Source organism: Methylophilus sp. QUAN (assembly GCF_015354445.1).
GTDB lineage: Bacteria > Pseudomonadota > Gammaproteobacteria > Burkholderiales > Methylophilaceae > Methylophilus.
Genome location: NZ_JADKYT010000001.1, coordinates 70,580 through 90,116, shown reverse-complemented (window position 1 = coordinate 90,116; position 19,537 = coordinate 70,580). Strand labels below are relative to the sequence as shown.

General features: G+C 52.1%; 18 protein-coding genes. 8 read left to right on the top strand and 10 right to left on the bottom strand.

What is annotated here, in order from left to right; translation table 11 throughout:
- The first annotated feature begins 64 nt into the window (after positions 1-64).
- The 6 genes from mpl (at position 65) to INP79_RS00390 (ending at position 6,193) form a co-directional block, all read left to right on the top strand.
- Positions 65-1,435: a UDP-N-acetylmuramate:L-alanyl-gamma-D-glutamyl-meso-diaminopimelate ligase gene (gene mpl / locus INP79_RS00415; RefSeq protein ID WP_194752499.1), complete on the top strand. Its 1,371-nt coding sequence runs from the start codon at positions 65-67 to the stop codon at positions 1,433-1,435.
- A 15-nt stretch (positions 1,436-1,450) separates the two neighbouring features.
- On the top strand, positions 1,451-2,407 hold the full coding sequence (locus tag INP79_RS00410; RefSeq protein WP_194753781.1) for an energy transducer TonB: 957 nt from the start codon (positions 1,451-1,453) through the stop codon (positions 2,405-2,407).
- A gap of 38 nt (positions 2,408-2,445) precedes the next feature.
- Positions 2,446-2,760, top strand: a complete 315-nt coding sequence (locus INP79_RS00405; protein WP_228519650.1) for a ferredoxin — start codon at positions 2,446-2,448, stop codon at positions 2,758-2,760.
- Between the two features lie 12 nt (positions 2,761-2,772).
- Positions 2,773-4,026, top strand: a complete 1,254-nt coding sequence (locus tag INP79_RS00400) for a biosynthetic peptidoglycan transglycosylase (RefSeq protein WP_194752498.1) — start codon at positions 2,773-2,775, stop codon at positions 4,024-4,026.
- A gap of 45 nt (positions 4,027-4,071) precedes the next feature.
- The gene (locus tag INP79_RS00395) at positions 4,072-5,163 is read left to right on the top strand and encodes a pseudouridine synthase (RefSeq protein ID WP_194752497.1); all 1,092 of its coding nucleotides are present in this window, start codon (positions 4,072-4,074) and stop codon (positions 5,161-5,163) included.
- Positions 5,164-5,803: 640 nt separating this feature from the next.
- A complete protein-coding gene (locus INP79_RS00390; protein ID WP_194752496.1) occupies positions 5,804-6,193 on the top strand; it encodes a YidB family protein in 390 nt (129 codons plus the stop codon).
- Between the two features lie 41 nt (positions 6,194-6,234).
- Here the strand turns inward: INP79_RS00390 and pyrE are convergent, their stop codons facing one another.
- Complete coding sequence (pyrE, locus tag INP79_RS00385; RefSeq protein ID WP_194752495.1) at positions 6,235-6,882, bottom strand: orotate phosphoribosyltransferase; 648 nt, start codon at positions 6,880-6,882, stop codon at positions 6,235-6,237.
- Between the two features lie 26 nt (positions 6,883-6,908).
- Between pyrE and INP79_RS00380 the strand changes: the two genes are divergently transcribed.
- A complete protein-coding gene (locus tag INP79_RS00380) occupies positions 6,909-7,682 on the top strand; it encodes an exodeoxyribonuclease III (RefSeq protein ID WP_194752494.1) in 774 nt (257 codons plus the stop codon).
- Positions 7,683-8,335: 653 nt separating this feature from the next.
- Here the strand turns inward: INP79_RS00380 and INP79_RS00375 are convergent.
- From INP79_RS00375 to INP79_RS00365, 3 genes are all read right to left on the bottom strand, one after another.
- Entirely contained in the window at positions 8,336-9,580 is a 1,245-nt protein-coding gene (locus INP79_RS00375) for an AmpG family muropeptide MFS transporter (RefSeq protein WP_194752493.1), read from the bottom strand.
- A 184-nt stretch (positions 9,581-9,764) separates the two neighbouring features.
- Positions 9,765-10,085 (bottom strand): c-type cytochrome, encoded by a 321-nt coding sequence (locus INP79_RS00370; RefSeq protein ID WP_194752492.1) that lies wholly within the window; start codon positions 10,083-10,085, stop codon positions 9,765-9,767.
- Between the two features lie 13 nt (positions 10,086-10,098).
- Positions 10,099-11,967 carry a methanol/ethanol family PQQ-dependent dehydrogenase gene (locus INP79_RS00365; RefSeq protein ID WP_194752491.1) on the bottom strand — a complete coding sequence of 623 codons (1,869 nt, stop codon included), beginning with the start codon at positions 11,965-11,967 and terminating at the stop codon, positions 10,099-10,101.
- A 301-nt stretch (positions 11,968-12,268) separates the two neighbouring features.
- Between INP79_RS00365 and INP79_RS00360 the strand changes: the two genes are divergently transcribed.
- Positions 12,269-14,131, top strand: a complete 1,863-nt coding sequence (locus tag INP79_RS00360; RefSeq protein WP_194753780.1) for a sigma-54-dependent Fis family transcriptional regulator — start codon at positions 12,269-12,271, stop codon at positions 14,129-14,131.
- A gap of 65 nt (positions 14,132-14,196) precedes the next feature.
- On the opposite strand, the gene INP79_RS00355 is transcribed toward INP79_RS00360, so the two are convergent.
- From INP79_RS00355 to INP79_RS00330, 6 genes are all read right to left on the bottom strand, one after another.
- The gene (locus INP79_RS00355; RefSeq protein ID WP_194752490.1) at positions 14,197-14,883 is read right to left on the bottom strand and encodes a PEP-CTERM sorting domain-containing protein; all 687 of its coding nucleotides are present in this window, start codon (positions 14,881-14,883) and stop codon (positions 14,197-14,199) included.
- 297 nt (positions 14,884-15,180) lie between these two features.
- Positions 15,181-15,789, bottom strand: coding sequence for a methionine biosynthesis protein MetW (gene metW / locus INP79_RS00350; RefSeq protein WP_194752489.1), 609 nt, complete (start codon positions 15,787-15,789; stop codon positions 15,181-15,183).
- On the bottom strand, positions 15,786-16,913 hold the full coding sequence (locus INP79_RS00345) for a homoserine O-acetyltransferase (RefSeq protein WP_194752488.1): 1,128 nt from the start codon (positions 16,911-16,913) through the stop codon (positions 15,786-15,788). The genes metW and INP79_RS00345 overlap by 4 nt, the downstream gene beginning before the upstream one ends.
- Positions 16,914-16,967: 54 nt before the next feature.
- Positions 16,968-17,765: a TIGR01458 family HAD-type hydrolase gene (locus tag INP79_RS00340; protein WP_194752487.1), complete on the bottom strand. Its 798-nt coding sequence runs from the start codon at positions 17,763-17,765 to the stop codon at positions 16,968-16,970.
- 71 nt (positions 17,766-17,836) lie between these two features.
- Positions 17,837-18,679: a peptide chain release factor N(5)-glutamine methyltransferase gene (gene prmC / locus INP79_RS00335; RefSeq protein WP_194753779.1), complete on the bottom strand. Its 843-nt coding sequence runs from the start codon at positions 18,677-18,679 to the stop codon at positions 17,837-17,839.
- A gap of 2 nt (positions 18,680-18,681) precedes the next feature.
- Positions 18,682-19,530 carry a DNA alkylation repair protein gene (locus INP79_RS00330; protein WP_194752486.1) on the bottom strand — a complete coding sequence of 283 codons (849 nt, stop codon included), beginning with the start codon at positions 19,528-19,530 and terminating at the stop codon, positions 18,682-18,684.
- Between the last annotated feature and the right edge of the window lie 7 nt (positions 19,531-19,537).

The window sequence follows — 19,537 nt, the reverse complement described above, 5'->3', positions numbered from 1 at the left end:
ATCGCTACCGCTTTACCAGACGTTGTTTGGTAAAATGCATGCATTCATTGTTCTGGTAAAATTTATGCACATTCACATCCTTGGTATTTGTGGCACTTTTATGGGCGGCATCGCCGTGCTGGCCAAAGCGGCCGGTCATCGTGTCACCGGGTGTGATGCCAATGTTTACCCCCCCATGAGTACACAGCTCGAAGCGCAAGGCATCGAATTGATTGAGGGCTTCGACCCTGCCCAAACCAGCCTGAATCCAGATATCTATGTGATTGGTAACGTGGTCACACGTGGTAATCCGCTGATGGAAGAAATTCTCAACCAGGGTTTACCTTATATCTCGGGTCCGCAATGGCTGGCCGAGAATGTTTTGCAAGGCAAATGGGTATTGGCGGTCGCGGGTACGCATGGCAAGACGACCACTTCTTCCATGCTGGCATGGGTGCTCGAATATGCAGGTTTGGCGCCTGGTTTCCTGATTGGTGGTGTGCCAGAAAACTTCGGCGTGTCTGCCCGTTTGCCACAAACGCCTAAACAAGACCAGAAATCGGTTTCCCCGTTTTTTGTCATCGAGGCCGATGAATACGATACCGCTTTCTTCGACAAGCGATCCAAGTTCGTGCATTACCGTCCACGCACGGCCGTGCTCAATAACCTTGAATTCGATCACGCCGATATTTTTGAAGACCTACCCGCGATCGAGAAACAGTTTCATCACTTGGTACGCACCGTACCGCAACAAGGCCTGGTTGTGGCTAACCAGCAGGACAGCCTGGATCGCGTGATTGCGCGCGGTTGCTGGAGTGCCTTGGAGCGCATAGACAGTGTCAGTGGTTGGCAAGTGCAAAACGTTGATGCACAAGGCCGTTTCGATGTGTATTTAAACGGTGAGCGCCAGGGCAATGTGAGCTGGGACTTGCTTGGTGAACATAACCGCAGCAACGCATTAGCGGTCATTGCCGCCGCACGTCATGTCGGCGTCGCACCCTGTATCGCGATTGAAGCCCTTGGTGAGTTTAAAAATGTGAAGCGCCGTATGGAAATAAAAGGCGTGGCTAATGACGTCACCGTCTATGATGACTTTGCGCATCACCCGACGGCGATTGCCACCACGGTGGCCGGGTTACGTGCCAAAGTGGGCGCCGCCCGCATTCTGGCCGTGCTGGAGCCGCGCTCTAACACCATGAAGCTGGGCGTGATGAAAGATGCCTTGCCCGACAGCCTGCGTGATGCGGATGCTGTGTTTTGCTATGCCAATAATTTAGGATGGGATGCCACCGCTGCCTTAGCCCCCATCCAGCAAAAAGCGCAAACCTATGATGAGCTGGGTCAGTTGGTGGCTGCGGTCACCGCTATGGCGCAACCAGGCGATCATGTGCTGGTGATGAGTAATGGCGGCTTTGGTGGCGTACACCAAAAATTGTTGCAGGCCTTGCAGGGATAGTTGGACAAGCGCCGCATGGGGTTACCGGAGAGTTTCCGCAAACGCTCACCACTGGTGTGGGCGTTGTGGTTTTCGCTACTGGCACATGCGGTCGTGCTCACGCTACATTTTCAACCGGAACTTAAAGCCTTTAAAGACCAGATTCCTTCATTAGAAGTGATGCTGGTGAACAGCAAAACGCAAAGTGCGCCTGAAAAAGCCGATGCACTGGCGCAAGCCAATCTGGACCGCGGCGGCAATACCGATGAAAAACGGCAGATGAAGAGCCCGCTACCCAGTGTGCAGCAAATGCAGGCGTCCATGCCGCATGCCGCACAGGCGACGCTACCATCAGTCACGACTGCGAGCAGTCCGCACGAGGCCGAGCTGGTGCGTGAAAAACAGCGTGTGGCGCAATTGGAACAAGAAGCACAAGCGCTGCTCACACAGTTAAAAGCCAGTCAGGCCGTGACCAGCCTGCAAACACCGCCGTTGTCGCAGCCACATGCGGCGGCCAGGCAGCAGCCACCTTCGCAACATGTGCCGGTGCAAGCGCAGCCGCAAACGGCAGCCATGCAAGAGATGGCTAAGCTAGAGGCGCTGATTGCCAAGCAGCAGGAAGAATACGAAATGCGGCCCAAGCGCCAGTTTGTTGGTGCGCGCACGCGTGCATATCGTTTTGCCAATTATGTTGAGCAATGGCGGCAAAGAATTGAACGTGTCGGTAACCTGAATTATCCGCAAGCGGCGATGACACAAAAGCTTTATGGCAGGCTGCAAATGACCGTTTCAGTGAAAGCCGATGGTAGTATAGAAAGTATTCGTATCCACCAGAGCTCCGGGCACAGGCTATTGGATGAATCTGCACGCCGCATTGTCCAGCTGGCTGCCCCCTTTCCGGTCTTTCCGGAAGATATCCGCCAGGATACCGATGTACTGAGCATTACGCGTACCTGGACCTTTACCAGAGATGACCAACTCTCCACCGAATAAGCGTTGCATCCGGTGCGAGGTTTTACAAGGCAATCGTTATGACCACAAGTCACTTTCAATACCACGTATTTTTCTGTCTTAACCAGCGCGAAAATGGCGAAGACTGCTGCATGAACAGAGGCGCCGAGGCCGCGTTTGACTATATGAAAAAACAAGTCAAACAACAAGGTCTGGCGGGCGCAGGCAAAGTCCGCATCAATCGTGCCGGTTGCCTGGACCGTTGTGCCGAAGGGCCGGTGATGGTGATTTACCCGGACGCGGTGTGGTACACCTTTGTCGATGAAAGCGACATTGATGACATCATTGAAAACCATCTGCAACAAGGCAAGGTGGTGGAGCGTTTGCTGGTTTAAGGTGACGCCACAATGCTGAAAAAATGGTGCTTACGCCTCATTATTAGCCTGTTGATTGCCTCTTTGCTGGCCATCCTCGGCGTGGCGGCCTGGGTTTGGCAACCTTATGACAAAACTGCCTGGCGGGTAAAGTTGCCAGTAGGCAGTGGCATACAAGTGCGCGTACTGCCCATGCTGATGCTGGCGACTTCTCCAGCGGGGCGCTGGTTGTTGGATAAAAAAGGCTTCAGCCTGCATCATGGCGATGTCCGGCTTTATGATGCTGATGGTTTGCGTGTGCATTGCCAGCACTGTTGGCTGGAAGCCAAATCCGTCAGTGATAAACCATTGATGCTGGACTCTGTGGCGTTGTGGTTAAAGCTCGATGGGCAGCAATTAAACGGTTATTTATTAGTGGATGCGGCCAATCAGCCATTCAAAATTGATTTTGAAGGCAAGGCTACCATGCGCTCATTAAAGCTGAACTGGACCCTGCCAGCCACGCCTCTGGCCAGTTTGCTGAGTCCTTTGCGTGCGCATTCTAGTGCCATCTCTCAAGCCACTGTCTCAGGTGCGCTTTCAGCCACAGGAATCTTGCGCTGGCCCCGTCAAAGCTGGAGTGTGCAACCGCAGTTATCGCAATTACACGTGAGTGGGCTGGACTTAAGCAAAGTCACCGCTTCGTCTGTGCAATATGATTGCCCGCTGCTGGATGAGCAAAAGCATCCGGAAAAAGTACATTGGCTCAACTATGACAAAATGGGCCGCTGGTTACCGATGGCGACCATCATTGCCGAAGATGCCGAGTTCAGGCACCACCCTGGTTATGCCATCACACAAATGCAGCAACTACTCGGCAAGGAAAGTACTGACAAGGCCGTGGGGGGCAGCACCATTACCCAGCAAGTGGTGAAGTATATGTTCACCAACGGTGAGCGTACCTGGAAGCGTAAAATAGAAGAGTTGCTGTATGCCGTACAGCTGGAAAATACGCTGGATAAAACACAAATTCTCAACCTGTACTTAAATACGGTCGACTGGGGCCCGAGTTTGTGTGGCGCACATGCGGCTGCAAATTATTACTTTGGGCTCTCCCCTGCGCAGATGAATCCGATCCAGGCCGCCTGGCTGGCTGGCATCATCAAAAATCCGCACCGTGCCTGGAAACAGCAGTTTATGGCCAAAAAACCAGCGTTGGCGCGTGCCGAAAGCATTTTGCGCTATATGCCAGAGAGTGCACGCAAGCAACCTGGTAGCCTGAATTTTCGTGCGTCAGCAGCCAAATAAATTACAATAGCACCTTATTCATCTTTCATTAGTGAGACGACTGTTTTGTCTACGCTCAAACTCAATAAATCCCCCGCCACCACTGATCAAGCGCGCCAGAAAACCGTTAGGCGCTTGTCACCTGAGTTGCGTGATCGTACTAAACCACCTGCTAAAAAAGAGGTGTATGCCGAGGTGCAGCAAGATGCTGGCCCAAAAGAGCAGGCACCCCGCAAAGACAAAGTATTTAAAGATAAAGAACCGCGCAAATCGGCAGGGAAGCCAGCACATGCTGGCGGACGCCCACCTGTAAACAGGTCAAGCGCAGGCCGTAGCGAAAAGCCGCGTGATAAAGATCGCCCATATGCTGCGAAAACAGCTGACCGCTCACCCGTTCGCAGACCAGCCACAACCGAGGCAGACGCTGACTTGCAACCGCGTTTATCTAAAGTGATGGCAGACCGTGGCCTATGCTCACGCCGTGAAGCCGATGACTGGATCGTCAACGGCTGGGTCAAGGTCAATGGCGAAATCATCGAAACCTTAGGCACGCGTATAGATCCAGATGCCGAGATTATCATCAGTACCTATGCCAAAGAGCACCAGGCCGAAACGGTGACCATTTTGCTGCACAAACCTGTTGGTTACGTCAGCGGGCAAGCCGAAGATGGTTATGAACCAGCGGTCGTGTTGTTTAATCCCGACAATCAATGGTCAGAAGATAGCAGTGGCATCGACTTCAAGCGCGGGCATTTGCGTGGTCTGGCCCCGGCTGGCAGATTGGATATCGACTCCACCGGTTTGCTGGTGCTCACACAGGATGGTCGTGTGGCGCGTAAACTGATTGGTGATGACTCCAATGTAGAAAAAGAATATCTGGTGCGGGTAGAAGGCCAGCTGAGCAATAATGGCCTGGCGTTATTAAACCACGGCCTTAGTTTGGATGGCGTTCAGCTAAGGCCCGCTAAAGTCTCTTGGCAGAATGAAGACCAATTGCGATTTGTGTTGCGTGAAGGCCGCAAACGGCAGATTCGTCGCATGTGCGAATTGGTTGGCTTGCATGTGGTTGGATTGAAGCGGATTCGGATTGGTAGTATCAATTTGGGTAAATTACCGCCGGGGCAATGGCGGTATTTAGGTGCACACGAGCGGTTTTGATGGGGTTTTAGGGGTAGCTTAGGAAGGTTGTTCTTTGGTGGGGCGGTTGCTTTTCGCCTTTTCGGCGAGTTACTTTTCTTTGCTTGCCCAAAGAATAAGTAACCAAAAGAAAGTGCACCCCAGCTTCCGCTTGATTCCTGTGCTACTCGGCTTGCCGGGCGTCCATCGAAACTCGCCCTGACAAGCCACACAAAACGTGGCTTGTTGCGGAGCTCAAACAGCCGATGGCCGAAGACTCCCGTCAACCCTGCGTTGCTCGGCGCGGCAGATGGGGACCCCGAACACCATACGACAGCAACCATTCGCGAATTGAAGAAAAAGAATCTGGTTTTTAGACCGCCCGCATTTATGTGACGTGAGTTTGGCGAGATAAATCCCATCCCATCACGCTGAGTAGCGGAGACAAAATAAGAGTAGAGGGAGCGACTGTTTGAGCACCGCGGCAGCTTGCGTAGTGTGCAAGCTGCTAGGGCGAGTTTCGTGACCGCTTATTTTGTTGAGCAACGCAAGGCAGCCGTCAGGCCGTGATGGCTGGGTGCCCTCCTCTTTGGTTACTTTCTGAGGGGCAAGCATCAGAAAGTGACTCGCCGAGAGGCGAAAGAAAAGTTTAAAACAATTAACTATATTAGGAGTAACCATAATGGGATTATTCGATAGCGTCGCTGGCGCCATGATGAACAAAGTCATGGGTGATAAAGGCCCATTGGCAAAACTGGCCATGGAGTTGTTTCAGCAGTACGGTGGTTTGCCTGGGATTTTGCAAGCCCTGAAAAATGGTGGTTTGACTGAACAGGTGGATTCCTGGGTGGGTACAGGCGCTAACCAGAGCGTAAACGCACAACAAATTGGTGCTGCATTAGGCAGCTCTGTGTTGGCAGGGCTTGCTGGTAAGCTGAACATGAGCACTGACGAACTGACTGGCAAAATTGCCGAACATTTGCCGGATGTCGTGAATCAATTGACGCCGAATGGTGCGGTGGAGAATAACCCAGCGCTGATTATGTCGCGTTTAATGGGTATGCTTAAATAAATAAAGCGAGCCTTTGCTCGCTTTATTGTTTGGCTCACTGTCTATCGTACGCAATATTGTGCACGATACGCTTCAATCGCCGGGAAGTATTGCGCCAATTGATCATTTCCTTGCAGATACGTGAACAAATCGGCCAGTTTGGCGATACTGACGACTGGCATCTGGTTGGTTTGCTCCACTTCTTGCACCGCGGACAATTCGCCCAAGCCTTTTTCCTGGCGATCCAAAGCAATGCTTACTGCACAAGGCGTGGCACCCGCGTGGCGGATCAGCTCTACGGATTCACGGATAGACGTGCCTGCAGAAATCACATCATCAATAATCAGCACACGGCCTTTGAGCGCGGCGCCGACCAATGTGCCGCCTTCGCCGTGGTCTTTGGCCTCTTTGCGGTTGTAGGCATAAGGGTAGTTTTTACCCATGCGCGCAAACGCAATGCTGATGGCCGTGACCAGCGGAATACCTTTATAAGCGGGTCCAAACAGCATGTCGAATTGTAGGCCAGACTGTAGAATGCTGTTGGCGTAGAATTCGCCCAGTTTGAGCATGCTTTCGCCATCATCAAACAGGCCAGCGTTAAAAAAATAGGGGCTTAAGCGCCCCGCTTTGGTTTTAAATTCGCCAAAGCGCAGCACCTGCTTGTGGATGGAAAAAGCAATAAAATCGGCACTTAATGTGTTTGTAGTCATTTTTAAAAGCAGAAAGTATTTAGACAATGCGTATTATAACCTTGAACCTCAATGGCATACGGTCGGCCTGTAACAAAGGCTTTTTGCCGTGGCTGGCGAATAGTGGCGGCGATATCGTCTGTTTGCAGGAGCTCAAAGCGCAAGCTGGCGACATGCAACCCGAGATGTTGCAGCCGCCCGGTTATCACGGCTATTTCCACTATGCCGAGAAAAAAGGCTATAGCGGTGTGGGCATCTACAGTAAACAGCCTGCTGATAAAGTCATCATTGGTTTGGGTCATGCGCACATTGACGCTGAAGGTCGTTACCTGGAATGCCAGTATGGCAATCTGAGTGTGGTGTCTTTATACCTGCCCAGTGGCTCCAGTGGCGAAGAGCGCCAGCAATTCAAGTTCCAGGTCATGGATTTATTTTTGCCGCATCTTGAGCAGTTGGTCGCTTCTGGTCGTGACGTGGTGATTTGCGGTGACTGGAATATTGCGCATCAGGAGATAGACCTCAAAAACTTTAAAGGCAACCGCAAAAATTCCGGCTTTTTGCCAGAAGAACGTGCCTGGATGACCGATGTGCTGGGGCGTGTGGGCTGGGTGGATACCTATCGCGGTCTATATCCTGATACCACGGATGAATGCTATACCTGGTGGAGTAATCGCGGGCAGGCGTATGCCAAAAACGTCGGTTGGCGTATTGATTATCAACTGGCAACCCCGGCATTGGGCGCAAAGGTGATTGCGGCCAGTGTATATAAGGCGGAACGGTTTAGTGATCATGCACCATTGACGGTGGATTATGCGGATTGATTAAAAAAGTGATTCTTTGTCTGGGGAGTGGTGATTGGGAAGTTTTGTTTCGCCCTCTCGGCGAGTTACTTTTCTTTGTTTGCACAAAGAAAAGTAACCAAAAGAAAGTGCACCCCAGCTTCCGCTTGTATCCTGTGCTACTCGGTTTGCCGGGCGTCCATCGAAACTCGCCCTGACAAGCCACACAGAGCGTGGCTTGTTGCGGAACTCGGACAGCCGATGGCCGAAGACTCCCGTCAACCCTGCGTTGCTCGGCGCGGCAGATGGGGACCCCGAACATCGTTCGAGCGCCACCGTTCGTGATTTTCATAAACCAATCTGTTTTTTTTGAACCGTCCGTATTTATGCGACGTTCATTTGGCGAGATAACTCCCATTCCATCACGCTGAGTAGCGGAAACAAAATAAGAGTAGAGGGAGCGACTGTTCGAATCCCGCAGCGGCTCACGTTTTGTGTGAGCTGCCAGGTTGAGTTTCGTGACCGGCTTATGCCTAAGTCCGGCAAAGCAACGGACGAAAGTCCTAATTTGAGCAACGCAAGGGAGCCTTTAGGCCGTGATGGCTGGGTGTCTTCCTCTTTGGTTACTTTCTGGGGGACAAGCACCAGAAAGTGACTCGCCGAGAGGCGAAAAGGAATGCTTGATCAGCAATCAACTACCGTTCCCGCCACGCCGCTACTTTAAATAGTAATAACATCCCCGGGATCGCCAGCAAGGTACACACATAAAAAAACTGTTCCCAACCCAGGCTTTCCACCATGCCGCCAGTAAGTGCATTAAACACAGAGCGCGGGACGGCCGACAGGCTGGTAAACAATGCGAGCTGTGTTGCGGTATACGCTGGATTCGTTTCACGCGCCATATAGGCGACATAGGCCGCGGTGCCCAGACCGATGCCAAACGCTTCAACACCAATCACAATGCCCAGCATGCTGCGTTCAACCACGCCAATCTCGGTAAACGGGCCGCTATGTGCCAGCCAGGCAAAACCGAGTATTGATAAGGCCTGCACTACCCCAAACACCCACAGGCCGCGATTGATGCCGAGTTTAAGCATCCATAAACCACCGACAAAGGCACCGGCAATTTGCATCACCAGGCCACTGCCCTTCACAATCGCGCCGATATCGGTTTTGCTGTAGCCCATGTCGATATAGAACGGGGTGGCGAGTGCGGTGGCCATGCTGTCGCCGAGTTTGTATAGCAGGATAAACAGTAATACCCACAGCGCGTGCTGCCAGCCGCTGCGTTGCATGAATTCTTTAAATGGCTCTACGACCGAGGCCAGCAGAGTTTTGGGTGTGCTGACAATGGCAGGCTCTTGTGACCACAGGGTAAAGCCGATGCCCGGTAACATGAACAGACCGACAATCAGGAACACTTGCGACCATGGCAGGTGATCGGCCAGTATCAGTGCCAGTGAGCCGGGCACTAGCCCCGCGATGCGATAGGCGTTGACGTGTATGCTGTTGCCCAGGCCGAGCTCTTCATCACTTAAAATTTCGCGACGGTAGGCGTCAATGACGATGTCCTGGCTGGCGGAAAACAGGGCGACTAGGGTGGCGAGGAAAGCGACGGCGGTGATGTCTTGTTGCGGTTGAAACATGCCCAGGCTGATAATGCTGGCAAGCAAGGCCAGTTGTGTGGCTAATATCCAGCTGCGGCGGCGTCCGAGCGCTTGTAGCAGGCTGTATCTGTCCATCAGCGGCGCCCATAAAAACTTCCAGGTGTAGGGCAACTGCATAAAGGCAAAGGCGGCGATGGTTTTAAGGTTGAGGCCTTCACTGCGTAGCCAGGCGGGCAGGAGTTGCAGTAGCAGGTAAAGTGGCAGGCCGGAGCTAAAGCCGAGTGCCACACACATGAGCATGCGGCGCGTAAACAGGGTTTGTGCAATGGTCATGCCCGCATTGTAAACGCTTTTAACTGGTCGCCAATCTCAAGGCAAAAAAAAGCCAACCCTTGCGGGTTGGCCACACTCGGAGATCAATGGTAAAACGTTGGAAATGCAGCGCCAGTGGAGGCACCGTTGCAAGCATGGCAGCCATATTCCAGCGCTGCCACTGACGCTTTATTTCACAGGGGAACTACAAACTTAATACCCACTGGACGATGGTCTTGATATCGTCGTCCTTCACTTGTGGGCTGTTAGGTGGCATAGGCATCTCGCCCCACGCACCGCTACCGCCAGTTTTAACTTTTTGAATCAACTTGGCTTCTGCGGTTTTGTCACCTTTGTATTTGGCTGCGACATCTTTGTAAGCAGGGCCTACAATTTTTTTGTCTACGCCGTGGCATAACAGGCAGCCGCTTTTCTGTGCCAGTGCTTCGGCACCGCTGCCAGCGATGGCTGAAGCAGTCATCGCCAGCAATGCTGTGGCCAGCAAGGTTTTGTTGAATAATTGCATCAGATTTCCTTCCTTATAAACTGAATACGTTCATGCCACCGCCACCAGGCGCAGCGTTGTATTTGGTCAGCTCTTTATAACCACCGGCTGCACCCAAACCATCGGTATCGTTGGTCAGGCCCAGGTTCATGGCCACACCCGCCCAGCCACCAATGCCGGACAATACGCCTACGTATTGCTTGCCTTTGTGGCCGTAGGTGATCATGTTGCCGACCACGCCGGAACCGACCTGGAACTTCCACAGTTCTTTACCGGTTTTGGCGTCCAGTGCTTTGACCCAACGGTCCAGCGTGCCGTAGAACACCAGGTCAGAGGCCGTGACCAATGCGCCGCCCCAGGCAGAGAATTTCTCTTTGTTGTACCACTGGGCTTTGCCTTTGAGGCCATCCCAGGCCATAAAGCCACCCATCACACCGTCAGGACCAGCAAACATAGTCAAAGTAGCACCAACCCATGGTTGACCAGCCACATACTTGGATTCAACAGGCTCATACGTCATGCACACGTGGTTCAGCGGCACGTAGAAGGTTTTGTTTTTTGGCGAGTAAGCCGCTGGCTGTTCATCTTTCACACCCAGCGCCGAAGGACACACGCCTTTGGCGTTGTAATCCTGGTGCGTGGAGTATTTCGGGTCTTTGACCGGAATCCCTGTTTTCAGGTCAATCTTGGTCGCCCAGTTGACGAACGGATGCATTTTTTCCGCTACCAGCAAAGTGCCGTTAGTGCGGTCAAAGGTGTAGCCAAAACCGTTACGGTCAAAGTGTGAGGCCAGTTGTTTGCCGTTGGCTTCCCACAGAATGATCTCGTTCATGCCGTCGTAATCCCACTCGTCATGTGGTGTCATCTGGTAAGCCCAGCGTGCCATGCCTGTATCGAGGTCGCGGGCAAAAATCGTCATCGACCACTTGTTATCGCCAGGACGTACGTCCGGGTTCCAGGTACCTGGGTTGCCGGTGCCGTAGTACATCAGGTTCAATTTAGGATCGTATGAGTACCAGCCCCAGGTTGGGCCGCCACCGTTTTGCCAGCCGTCTTTCTGTTGCTGCGGTTTCAACCAGGTGCGCACACCCAGGTCTGCTTCAGGATATTTCAATTGAGATTTATCCAGCGGCTTGAAGGAGCCGCCCATTTTGTTGCCGCCGTTCACGTCTTCATACACAGATAAGGCGTTGTAGTGCGGGTTTTCTTTGTTGAAGTCCTTGCCGATCAGCATTTCGCTATCAGGACCGGTGCTATAGGCTTTCCATGCCAGGCTGCCATCTTTGAGGTTGTATGCTGAAATATGGCAACGCACGCCGAACTCACCACCAGAACAGCCAGTAATGACCTTGTCTTTAAACACGTGTGGTACATTGGTGTTGGCAGCACCCATTTTCGGGTCGTTTACCTTCACGTCCCACAATTTGGCGCCGGTTTTGGCATCCAAAGCCACCAGCACGCCATTATTCTGTTGCAGCAGAATCTTGCCGTCGCCGTAGCCCAAGCCCTTGTTTACGTTGTCGCAGCACAATACAGACTGTACATCCGGGTCTTGTTTAGGAAAATAAGACCACAGGATTTTCTGGTTGTCGTTCAGGTCCAGCGCATACACGTTGTTCGGGAATGCGGTGTGGATATACATGGTATTGCCAATGACCAGTGGCGCACCTTCGTGGCCGCGGTTAACGCCGGTGGCAAATGTCCAAGCCAATTTCAATTGTTTGATGTTGCTCTTGTTGATTTGCGACAAGCGGCTGTAACCCTGGTTTGCGTAGTCTTTACGCGCCATCGGCCACTGGTTGTCGTCTTTCATCATGGCGTCCAGTTCGGCATTTGCCAATACGCTGGTGCTCACGCTGGCTAGCATCATTGCAGTGATGGCGAGCTTGATACGTTGTTGCATAAATAACCTCCAAAATGGTTGCGGTGAAGCTGGAATGTGTGGTGTTGCAAGCGGTCAGCAAAGGCTTCTTTTGTGACGGCTTGCCATTGTTTGCAACGCGCGTGCCAACTGCATGCATTATTTGGGAAATTGTAAAAAATGAATTAAAATCAATTGCTTAATCTGGTATGAAAACATTCATGAGGGGGCGCCGCGCGGCGAATACTGTTCACGACTGTGTCATACTGGTACAGTTGTTCAATCTGATGTGACAGGTGTTCAGTGTTAAATGCCCAATAAATATTCCCCGCCCGCTTCTCAAATGCCACAGCCTGGCATGCGCGACGATCAGCGTGCCATTGCTGAGGCGATTGCACGCTCATGGCGGCGTTGCATGGTCAAAGGCGTGGACGAGCAGGCGCCAGGTGAAGACCAGATTATTACGGCGCAGGAACTGTCGCAGCGACTGGAAAAGAACCGTTTATTACTGACGCATGCCGAGCCGGAAATGCTCACGCTCAGCGAGCAAATTGCCCATACGCGCAGCCTGGTGATTTTGACTGACAGCGAAGGTGTGATCTTGCGCACGCGCGGTGAAGGCGTTGAAGAAAACCAGATTCGTGCTTCATTGTTGCCGGGCGCCTCGTGGAGCGAAGAACACCGTGGCACCAATGCGATTGGGACTGCGCTGGTCGAGCGCCTGCCGATCAGCGTGCAAGGTGCCGAGCACTTTATGGCTTATCATCATTCATTAAGTTGCTCTGCCGTGCCTATATTTGCGGCCAACAATCACCTGGTCGCCACGCTGGATGTGTCCAATGACTTAAATGCGCCGCAACAACACACACTTGCCCTGGTCAAAATGGCCGCGCAAATGGTGGAAAACCGCTTGTTCCATGCCACGGCCGAGGGTGACATTGGCGTGCATTTTCATGTGCGGCCAGAATTTATCGGCACTTTGTGGGAAGGCGTGGCCTTGTTTGATGCGCAGGGCCAGTTGCAGGCGATTAACCGTAGCGGCCAGTTCCAGTTCGGCCTGCCGCTGGACCAGGATGTGTTATCCGCCCGTCGCATCCCGTTTGAAGATATTTTTGATGAATCTTGGCTGGTATTCAAACAGCGTGGATTGTCGTCTGATGTCTTGTTCCCCTTGCGTTTGCGCAACGGTGCGCGCCTGTTTGCACGTGCGTCCAGTCTGCAGGCGCCTGGCATAGCCAGCAGGCCGATGCAGTCTGTGCCTCGTGAATCGGCGGCCAGCCTGGAGTTGTTGGATAGCGGCGACCCGCAATTAAAATTAGCCATCAGTCAGGTCAAGCAAGTGCTTAACCGCGATATCCCGGTCTTGATCCTGGGTGAAACCGGCGCCGGTAAAGAATTATTTTCACGGGCGATTCATGATGCCAGTGTGCGCAGAACGCAGCCGTTTATTGCGGTCAATTGTGCGGCGTTGCCGGAAGGATTGATCGAAGCTGAATTGTTCGGCTATGAAGAAGGGGCGTATACCGGCGCCAAGCGTAAAGGCAATGTCGGCAAAATCCAGCAGGCTGATGGCGGTACCTTGTTCCTGGATGAAATCGGCGATATGCCTTTGTCGTTACAGGCCAGGTTGCTGCGTGTATTGCAGGAACGCAGCGTGACGCCTTTAGGTTCCAGCAAATCCATCCCGGTGAATTTTATATTGCTGAGCGCTACCAACCAGAAGCTCAAGGATAAAGTCGCCGCAGGCGAGTTTCGCAGTGATTTGTATTACCGTATCAACGGGTTAACCGTGCAGTTACCTGCCTTGCGCCAGCGCCAGGATATGTCACGCCTGATTCAGATGATTCTGCAAATCGAGCAGGCACCACAAACCACACTAAGTGATGACGTGATGGCCATATTTGCCACGCACCCGTGGCCGGGCAATGTGCGCCAGTTGCATAATGTGTTGCGTACGGCAGTAGCACTGGCCGATGGCGGCGTGATCGAGCGGCAGCACCTGACGCATGATTTTCTGGATGAAATGGCAGTGGAGGCCGAGCGTGACCCCGTGCTGCAACCGGTATTAACCTTGAAAGCACAGTCTGATGAAGCGATTCGTGTCGCTATGCAGCAGCAGGCGGGGAATGTCTCTGCTGTGGCACGCCAGTTAGGCATGAGCAGAAATACGCTGTATCGTCGTTTGAAAGCGTTGAATTTGAATTAGCATGGTTAACAAATAAAAAGCCCCGGCAATCCCGGGGCTTTTTTCATGGCTTTATTATGCGGTGATTATTTGTTGCGACGACGTACAACAGCACCCATCACACCCAGGCCCAGCATCATCATGGCATAGCTGTCAGCTTCAGGCACTGAAGACACGGAGGCAACTTGATCAACCTGGAAGGCCAGGGCTTGTGAGAAGCCAGCGCTGAAATTTAAAGTGTAAGAGGTGATCGGTGTAGAAATACCGCTCAAATCCCAGGAGTAGTAGTAATAGTCATCAACAGTACCAGTATTCACAAAGTTGACCAATGTGCCTGCGATTGCCTGGCTACCGCCGTTGTAGCTCAGGGTGATAGTGTAGGCTTCGCCACCGAATGAGGCATTGAAGTCATTGACGATGCCCTGAAATGCCAGTGCGCTGATGTTGCTTGCAACGGTATTGTCAGTGAATGTGAGGTTGCCATCACCATACAAACCAAAACCAGCGGGGTAGTAGCTGCCGGAAACCTGGGTCAGCAATGCGTCTCCTGAGCCGGTAACGTTACCTGCAGTCCCTGCGGCCAATTGTGCTGCGGTCAGTGGGTTAGCGGCGCCATTATCATCAACGCGGTTACGGTTCAGCTGGTTCCAGCCATCAAACGAGACTGAGTCCGTGACGTCGACAAAGCTGCTGTAAGTAGTGTTGGCTTGTGCCAGGCTGGTGATTGCAAACAGGCTTGCACCGATAGCGATGCTTAAATATTGAGCTTTCATTTTACTAACTTCCTTTTGAGTAATTATTAATGACTGGCGTCTTTAATCCGCGCCAGAATCTTTTAACTGGCTGCGTTACTCACAAACGTCTTACCATGTATTCTTATTTAATTGATAATAAGAATGATTATCATTATTGATAAATAATAGATGGAAGTCAATATATCTGTTATTTTTAATTGTTGGTCTTTTGTGGGCAATAGGGCAGCATGCGAGATGCGCCCTATTGTTGGTAGTGGTTATTCGTCAGCCAGTGTAGGCAGCGAATATTAGGGTAATTGTTTGCTGTGGCGGCGATCAGGCGCTGTATTTTCTTAGGCGATACATCGCCAGGTTGCCCATCAGATTGGGCAGTAAGTGCACATCCTGGCCGCCAGTAATCACTTTGCGTTCAATGACCTGAATCTGGTGCTGCACGCAAAAATCGTCAAAATCATTGATGGTGCACAAGTGCACATTGGGTGTGTCATACCATTGGTAAGGCAGGCTTTTAGACACTGGCATGGTGCCGAATGTAATCTGCATGCGGTTACGCCAGTAACCAAAGTTGGGGAAAGTCACAATCACTTCGCGGCCCACGCGCAGCATCTCTTGCACGATGCTTTCAGTGTTGTGCATAGCTTGTAAAGTTTGTGACAAAATCACCGTATCAAACGACTGGTCTTCGAAGCCGGAGAGGCCTTCTTCGAGGTTCATTTGAATCACATCAACGCCATTTTTTAATGCCGCCAGCCAGTTGGCATCGTCTTTTTCAATACCGTAGCCTGTGGTTGCCAGTGTTTCGTGCAAATGTGTCAGCAGCGTGCCGTCACCGCAGCCCAAATCTAAGACTTTGGCTTTGGCATTCACCCAGTTTGTAATTAATGCAAAATCTGGGCGAATATTTGTAATTTTCGCATTTATCATACTTTAATCTGCTCCAGATATGCGCGCATGATGTCGTGGTAATACGGGTCTGGCATCAGGAATGCGTCATGGCCGTGATCTGAGGTGACCTCGGCATATTTCACTGGCAAGGCGTTATCGAGTAGTGCTTTGACAATCTCACGCGAGCGCGCAGGTGAAAAGCGCCAATCGGTGGTAAATGAAATCACCACAAATTTTGCCTGCGCGCGACGCAGCGCTTTGCTCAAGTCACCGTCATAATCCAGTGCCGGATCGAAGTAATCCAGCGCGCGCGTCATGCGCAAATAGGTGTTGGCGTCAAACTCACCGGCAAACTTATCGCCTTGATAGCGTAAGTAAGATTCCATTTCAAATTCGACATCAAAACTGTATTTGACGTCACCATGACGCAGCTTACGGCCGAATTTCTCGCCCATCACGTCGTCAGACAAATAGGTGATGTGGCCGAGCATACGCGCAATGCGCAAACCACGACGCGGTACCGTGCCGTGGTTGTAATAATCGCCGTCAAAAAACTCCGGGTCGGTAATAATGGCCTGGCGCGCCACTTCGTTAAACGCCATGTTCTGCGCGGTTAAATTAGGCGCAGAGGCAATCACAAACGCATGACGCACGCGTTCAGGGTAAACGATGTTCCAGTGCAGTGCCTGCATGCCGCCCAGGCTGCCACCAATCACGGCCGCTAATTGATCAATGCCCAGGTAATCCAGTAAACGGGCTTGTGATTCTACCCAGTCTTCCACGGTCACGACCGGGAATGTCGCGCTATAGGGCTTGTCAGTCAGTGGATCGACACTCGAAGGGCCGCTACTGCCGTGACAGCCACCCAGGTTGTTGAGGCCGATCACAAAGAATTTATTGGTGTCTAACGGTTTGCCGGGGCCAATCAGGTTGTCCCACCAGCCAGGATATTTATCATCTGCCGAATAGCGGCCAGCGACGTGGTGGTTGCCAGACAGGGCGTGACAGATCAGCACGGCATTGGTTTTGGCCGCGTTGAGTTCACCATAGGTTTCATAGGTCAGGTGGTATTGTGGCAGCACTGCGCCACTTTTCAGGGTCAGCGGCTGGGTAAAATGCGCAACCTGCGCTTTGACGATACCAACAGAATTCGATTCAGACATGCTGCAATTATACTATGCAGCATGCCCAAACGGCGAGACGGGGCGTATCTGCTTTTATTGTGCCGCTTCGGACAGGCAGCCCAGCAACGCTGGCAAATCGGCCACCGAGTTGATCATGGCATCCGGATCTACCGCTGACAAGCGTGTGTAGGTTTCCCTATATTTGCCGGTTTTCACCAGAATGCCATGTAATCCGGCATCTTGTGCGCCTCCTACATCGGCATCGATATCATCGCCTATCATGACTACTTCGGATGGCTTGAGTCGTAACCCATCGACCGCCATATTAAAGAAATGTTGTGACGGTTTGCCCATCAGCATGGCTTTGGTATTGCTGGCATATTCCAGGCCAGTCACAAATGCACCGATATCCATTTGCAGACCGGTCTCGGTTTGCCAGAAACGATTTTTATGAATGGCAATCAACTGCGCACCATTCACTAGGCAATGAAATACTTCATTGAGTAACTCGTAAGACCACTGATCACCGATGTCGCCAATCACCACATAATTGGCTGCCGTTTCTGATTGATCAAAACAGGCAAAGTCTTTTTTAACGTCCTCTGCCAGCAATAATTTGCAGACCGGGTTAGGCTGTCTTTTCAGATACTGTATGGTCGCTTGTGGTGCACTCATGATTTCTTCGGGCACTGTATTGAAGCCTAAACCATTCAGTTTTTGCTGCAATGAGTCGAGAGAAAGCGTGCTGGTATTGGTGACAAAACGCACGCTAATCCCTGCCTTGCGTAATTGGGCAACCGCTGACAATGCCCCGGGAATCAGCTGATTCCCGATGTAGAGCACACCATCCAGGTCGAATAAAACGGCTTTGATATGTGGAATATGTTGCATAGCTTGTCTTTCCAGAAGTGTTGCTTGAGACTAACGCATCTTTACTCAAGCAAAAATCATACTGGTTTACACTACGGCCATTGCGCTATCGTCACGCGGGGCTGCCCACCCAGGTCCTTGATGGTTTCGACTGTGCGCAAGCCTTGCGCGTTCAATAATTGTTGCACGGCCTCGGCCTGATTGTAGCCGTGTTCCAGCATTAACCAGCCCCCGGCATTTAAGTAGTCAGGGGCCTCGGCGATAATCTGCCGGATATCTTGTAAGCCATCTGCACCAGAGGCCAGTGCGCTGATGGGCTCAAAACGTAAATCGCCTTGCAGCAAATGCGGATCATCTGTTTCGATATAGGGCGGATTACTGACAATCAGGTCAAATCTGTGCGCAGGCAAGGCCGCAAACCAGTTGCTTTGCACACATTGCACATTGTTTAAGTGTAATGCTTGCGCGTTTTCCTGGGCGACAGCCAGCGCCCCGGTTGAAGCATCTACTGCAATGACTTCGCAGTGCGGTGCATGCCTGGCAATGGCCAGTGCGATGGCACCGGTGCCGGTGCCTAGGTCCAGTACGCGCATGCGGCCATTGACTTTTGCTAAGGCGGCTTCGACCAGGGTTTCGGTATCCGGGCGTGGAATCAGGGTGTCTGGCGTGACTTTGAGCGCGAGCCCGAAAAACTCGCGTGAGCCCAAAATATGCGCAACCGGTTCTCCTTGCAAACGGCGTTGCAAGAGTGATTCGACCTTGGTGATAGACATGTCAGTCAGGTTGTCAGTTGCGTGTGCAATCAGCCAGGCACGGTTCACATTCAGCACATGCATCAATAATATTTGCGCTTCCATACTCGCCTCATCCGGCGGGACAAATTGCGCCAACTGTTGCCGGGCCGTTTGTAGCCATTGTTGTACAGTGTGAGACATCATCACCTGCCGCCGGCCGCTTTGCGCAAAGCAATCGCCGTGGCGTGGCCTTGTTTGGCTGGATGGCGCACGGCATGGCGGATCACCCATTTCAGGTCTTTGTCGGCATTGGTGAGCCAGCGCTCACATAGCTCAAACGCTACTGCCGGATGGTCTTTGGCAATATCGCCCAAGTGGTTTGCCACGCTGCGGCGCACATATAAACTCGGGTCGTTTTTGAGCGCCTCCAGAATCGGCAAGGTTGGCGTCGGGTCTTTAATCAATTGCGGGATGCGTGCGCCCCATGGCAAACGCGAGCGCGTACCTTCAGAACACAAGCGCCGCACATGCGGGTCAGGATCATCCAGCCATTGCGTTAACTGGTTCAGCGTACGGTCAAAATCATGCATCAAAAACGGGCGAATCGAAAACTCGGCTGTAAAGCGGCGCGTCAATTCATATTGAGCGCGCATGGCCGTGTCAAAAGGATCCTCGCCACCATTGTGTTGCGCATCACGCCCATATTCGGCAATAAAACGCGTATGTGGCAAGTAGAAAAACACGCTCAAGCCCAGGCGCTCGGTATGCACGTTGGGCGGCGTCAGCGTGTTAAGTAGAATCTCTGTGGCATCCGAGAATTTGGCCGGCAGCGTTGCTTTTAAAGCAGCCGCAATATGCGCCGACCTATCCATAAAGCCTAGTGGTGCAATGTTGGTAAGTGCTAACTGCTTAAAAGTCTGTGCGTCAAAGCTTGGGTGTACCAGTCCGATATTGTGTGCCAGGCAATCTACAGCCTCGCTATCCAGTAGAAACTTGATTGGGTTGTCTTTTTGGATGCTGCGGGGGGCCGTTGGAATTTTGAAAGATGTCATGAATATG

Excerpts from the sequence above, each read along its gene's own strand:
- mpl (WP_194752499.1), top strand. The coding sequence starts at position 65 with ATGCACATTCACATCCTTGGTATTTGTGGCACTTTTATGGGCGGCATC.
- INP79_RS00410 (WP_194753781.1), top strand. The coding sequence starts at position 1,451 with ATGGGGTTACCGGAGAGTTTCCGCAAACGCTCACCACTGGTGTGGGCG.
- INP79_RS00405 (WP_228519650.1), top strand. The coding sequence starts at position 2,446 with ATGACCACAAGTCACTTTCAATACCACGTATTTTTCTGTCTTAACCAG.
- INP79_RS00400 (WP_194752498.1), top strand. The coding sequence starts at position 2,773 with ATGCTGAAAAAATGGTGCTTACGCCTCATTATTAGCCTGTTGATTGCC.
- INP79_RS00390 (WP_194752496.1), top strand. The coding sequence starts at position 5,804 with ATGGGATTATTCGATAGCGTCGCTGGCGCCATGATGAACAAAGTCATG.
- pyrE (WP_194752495.1), bottom strand. The coding sequence starts at position 6,882 with ATGACTACAAACACATTAAGTGCCGATTTTATTGCTTTTTCCATCCAC.
- INP79_RS00380 (WP_194752494.1), top strand. The coding sequence starts at position 6,909 with ATGCGTATTATAACCTTGAACCTCAATGGCATACGGTCGGCCTGTAAC.
- INP79_RS00375 (WP_194752493.1), bottom strand. The coding sequence starts at position 9,580 with ATGACCATTGCACAAACCCTGTTTACGCGCCGCATGCTCATGTGTGTG.
- INP79_RS00370 (WP_194752492.1), bottom strand. The coding sequence starts at position 10,085 with ATGCAATTATTCAACAAAACCTTGCTGGCCACAGCATTGCTGGCGATG.
- INP79_RS00365 (WP_194752491.1), bottom strand. The coding sequence starts at position 11,967 with ATGCAACAACGTATCAAGCTCGCCATCACTGCAATGATGCTAGCCAGC.
- INP79_RS00360 (WP_194753780.1), top strand. The coding sequence starts at position 12,269 with ATGCCACAGCCTGGCATGCGCGACGATCAGCGTGCCATTGCTGAGGCG.
- INP79_RS00355 (WP_194752490.1), bottom strand. The coding sequence starts at position 14,883 with ATGAAAGCTCAATATTTAAGCATCGCTATCGGTGCAAGCCTGTTTGCA.
- metW (WP_194752489.1), bottom strand. The coding sequence starts at position 15,789 with ATGATAAATGCGAAAATTACAAATATTCGCCCAGATTTTGCATTAATT.
- INP79_RS00345 (WP_194752488.1), bottom strand. The coding sequence starts at position 16,913 with ATGTCTGAATCGAATTCTGTTGGTATCGTCAAAGCGCAGGTTGCGCAT.
- INP79_RS00340 (WP_194752487.1), bottom strand. The coding sequence starts at position 17,765 with ATGCAACATATTCCACATATCAAAGCCGTTTTATTCGACCTGGATGGT.
- prmC (WP_194753779.1), bottom strand. The coding sequence starts at position 18,679 with ATGTCTCACACTGTACAACAATGGCTACAAACGGCCCGGCAACAGTTG.
- INP79_RS00330 (WP_194752486.1), bottom strand. The coding sequence starts at position 19,530 with ATGACATCTTTCAAAATTCCAACGGCCCCCCGCAGCATCCAAAAAGAC.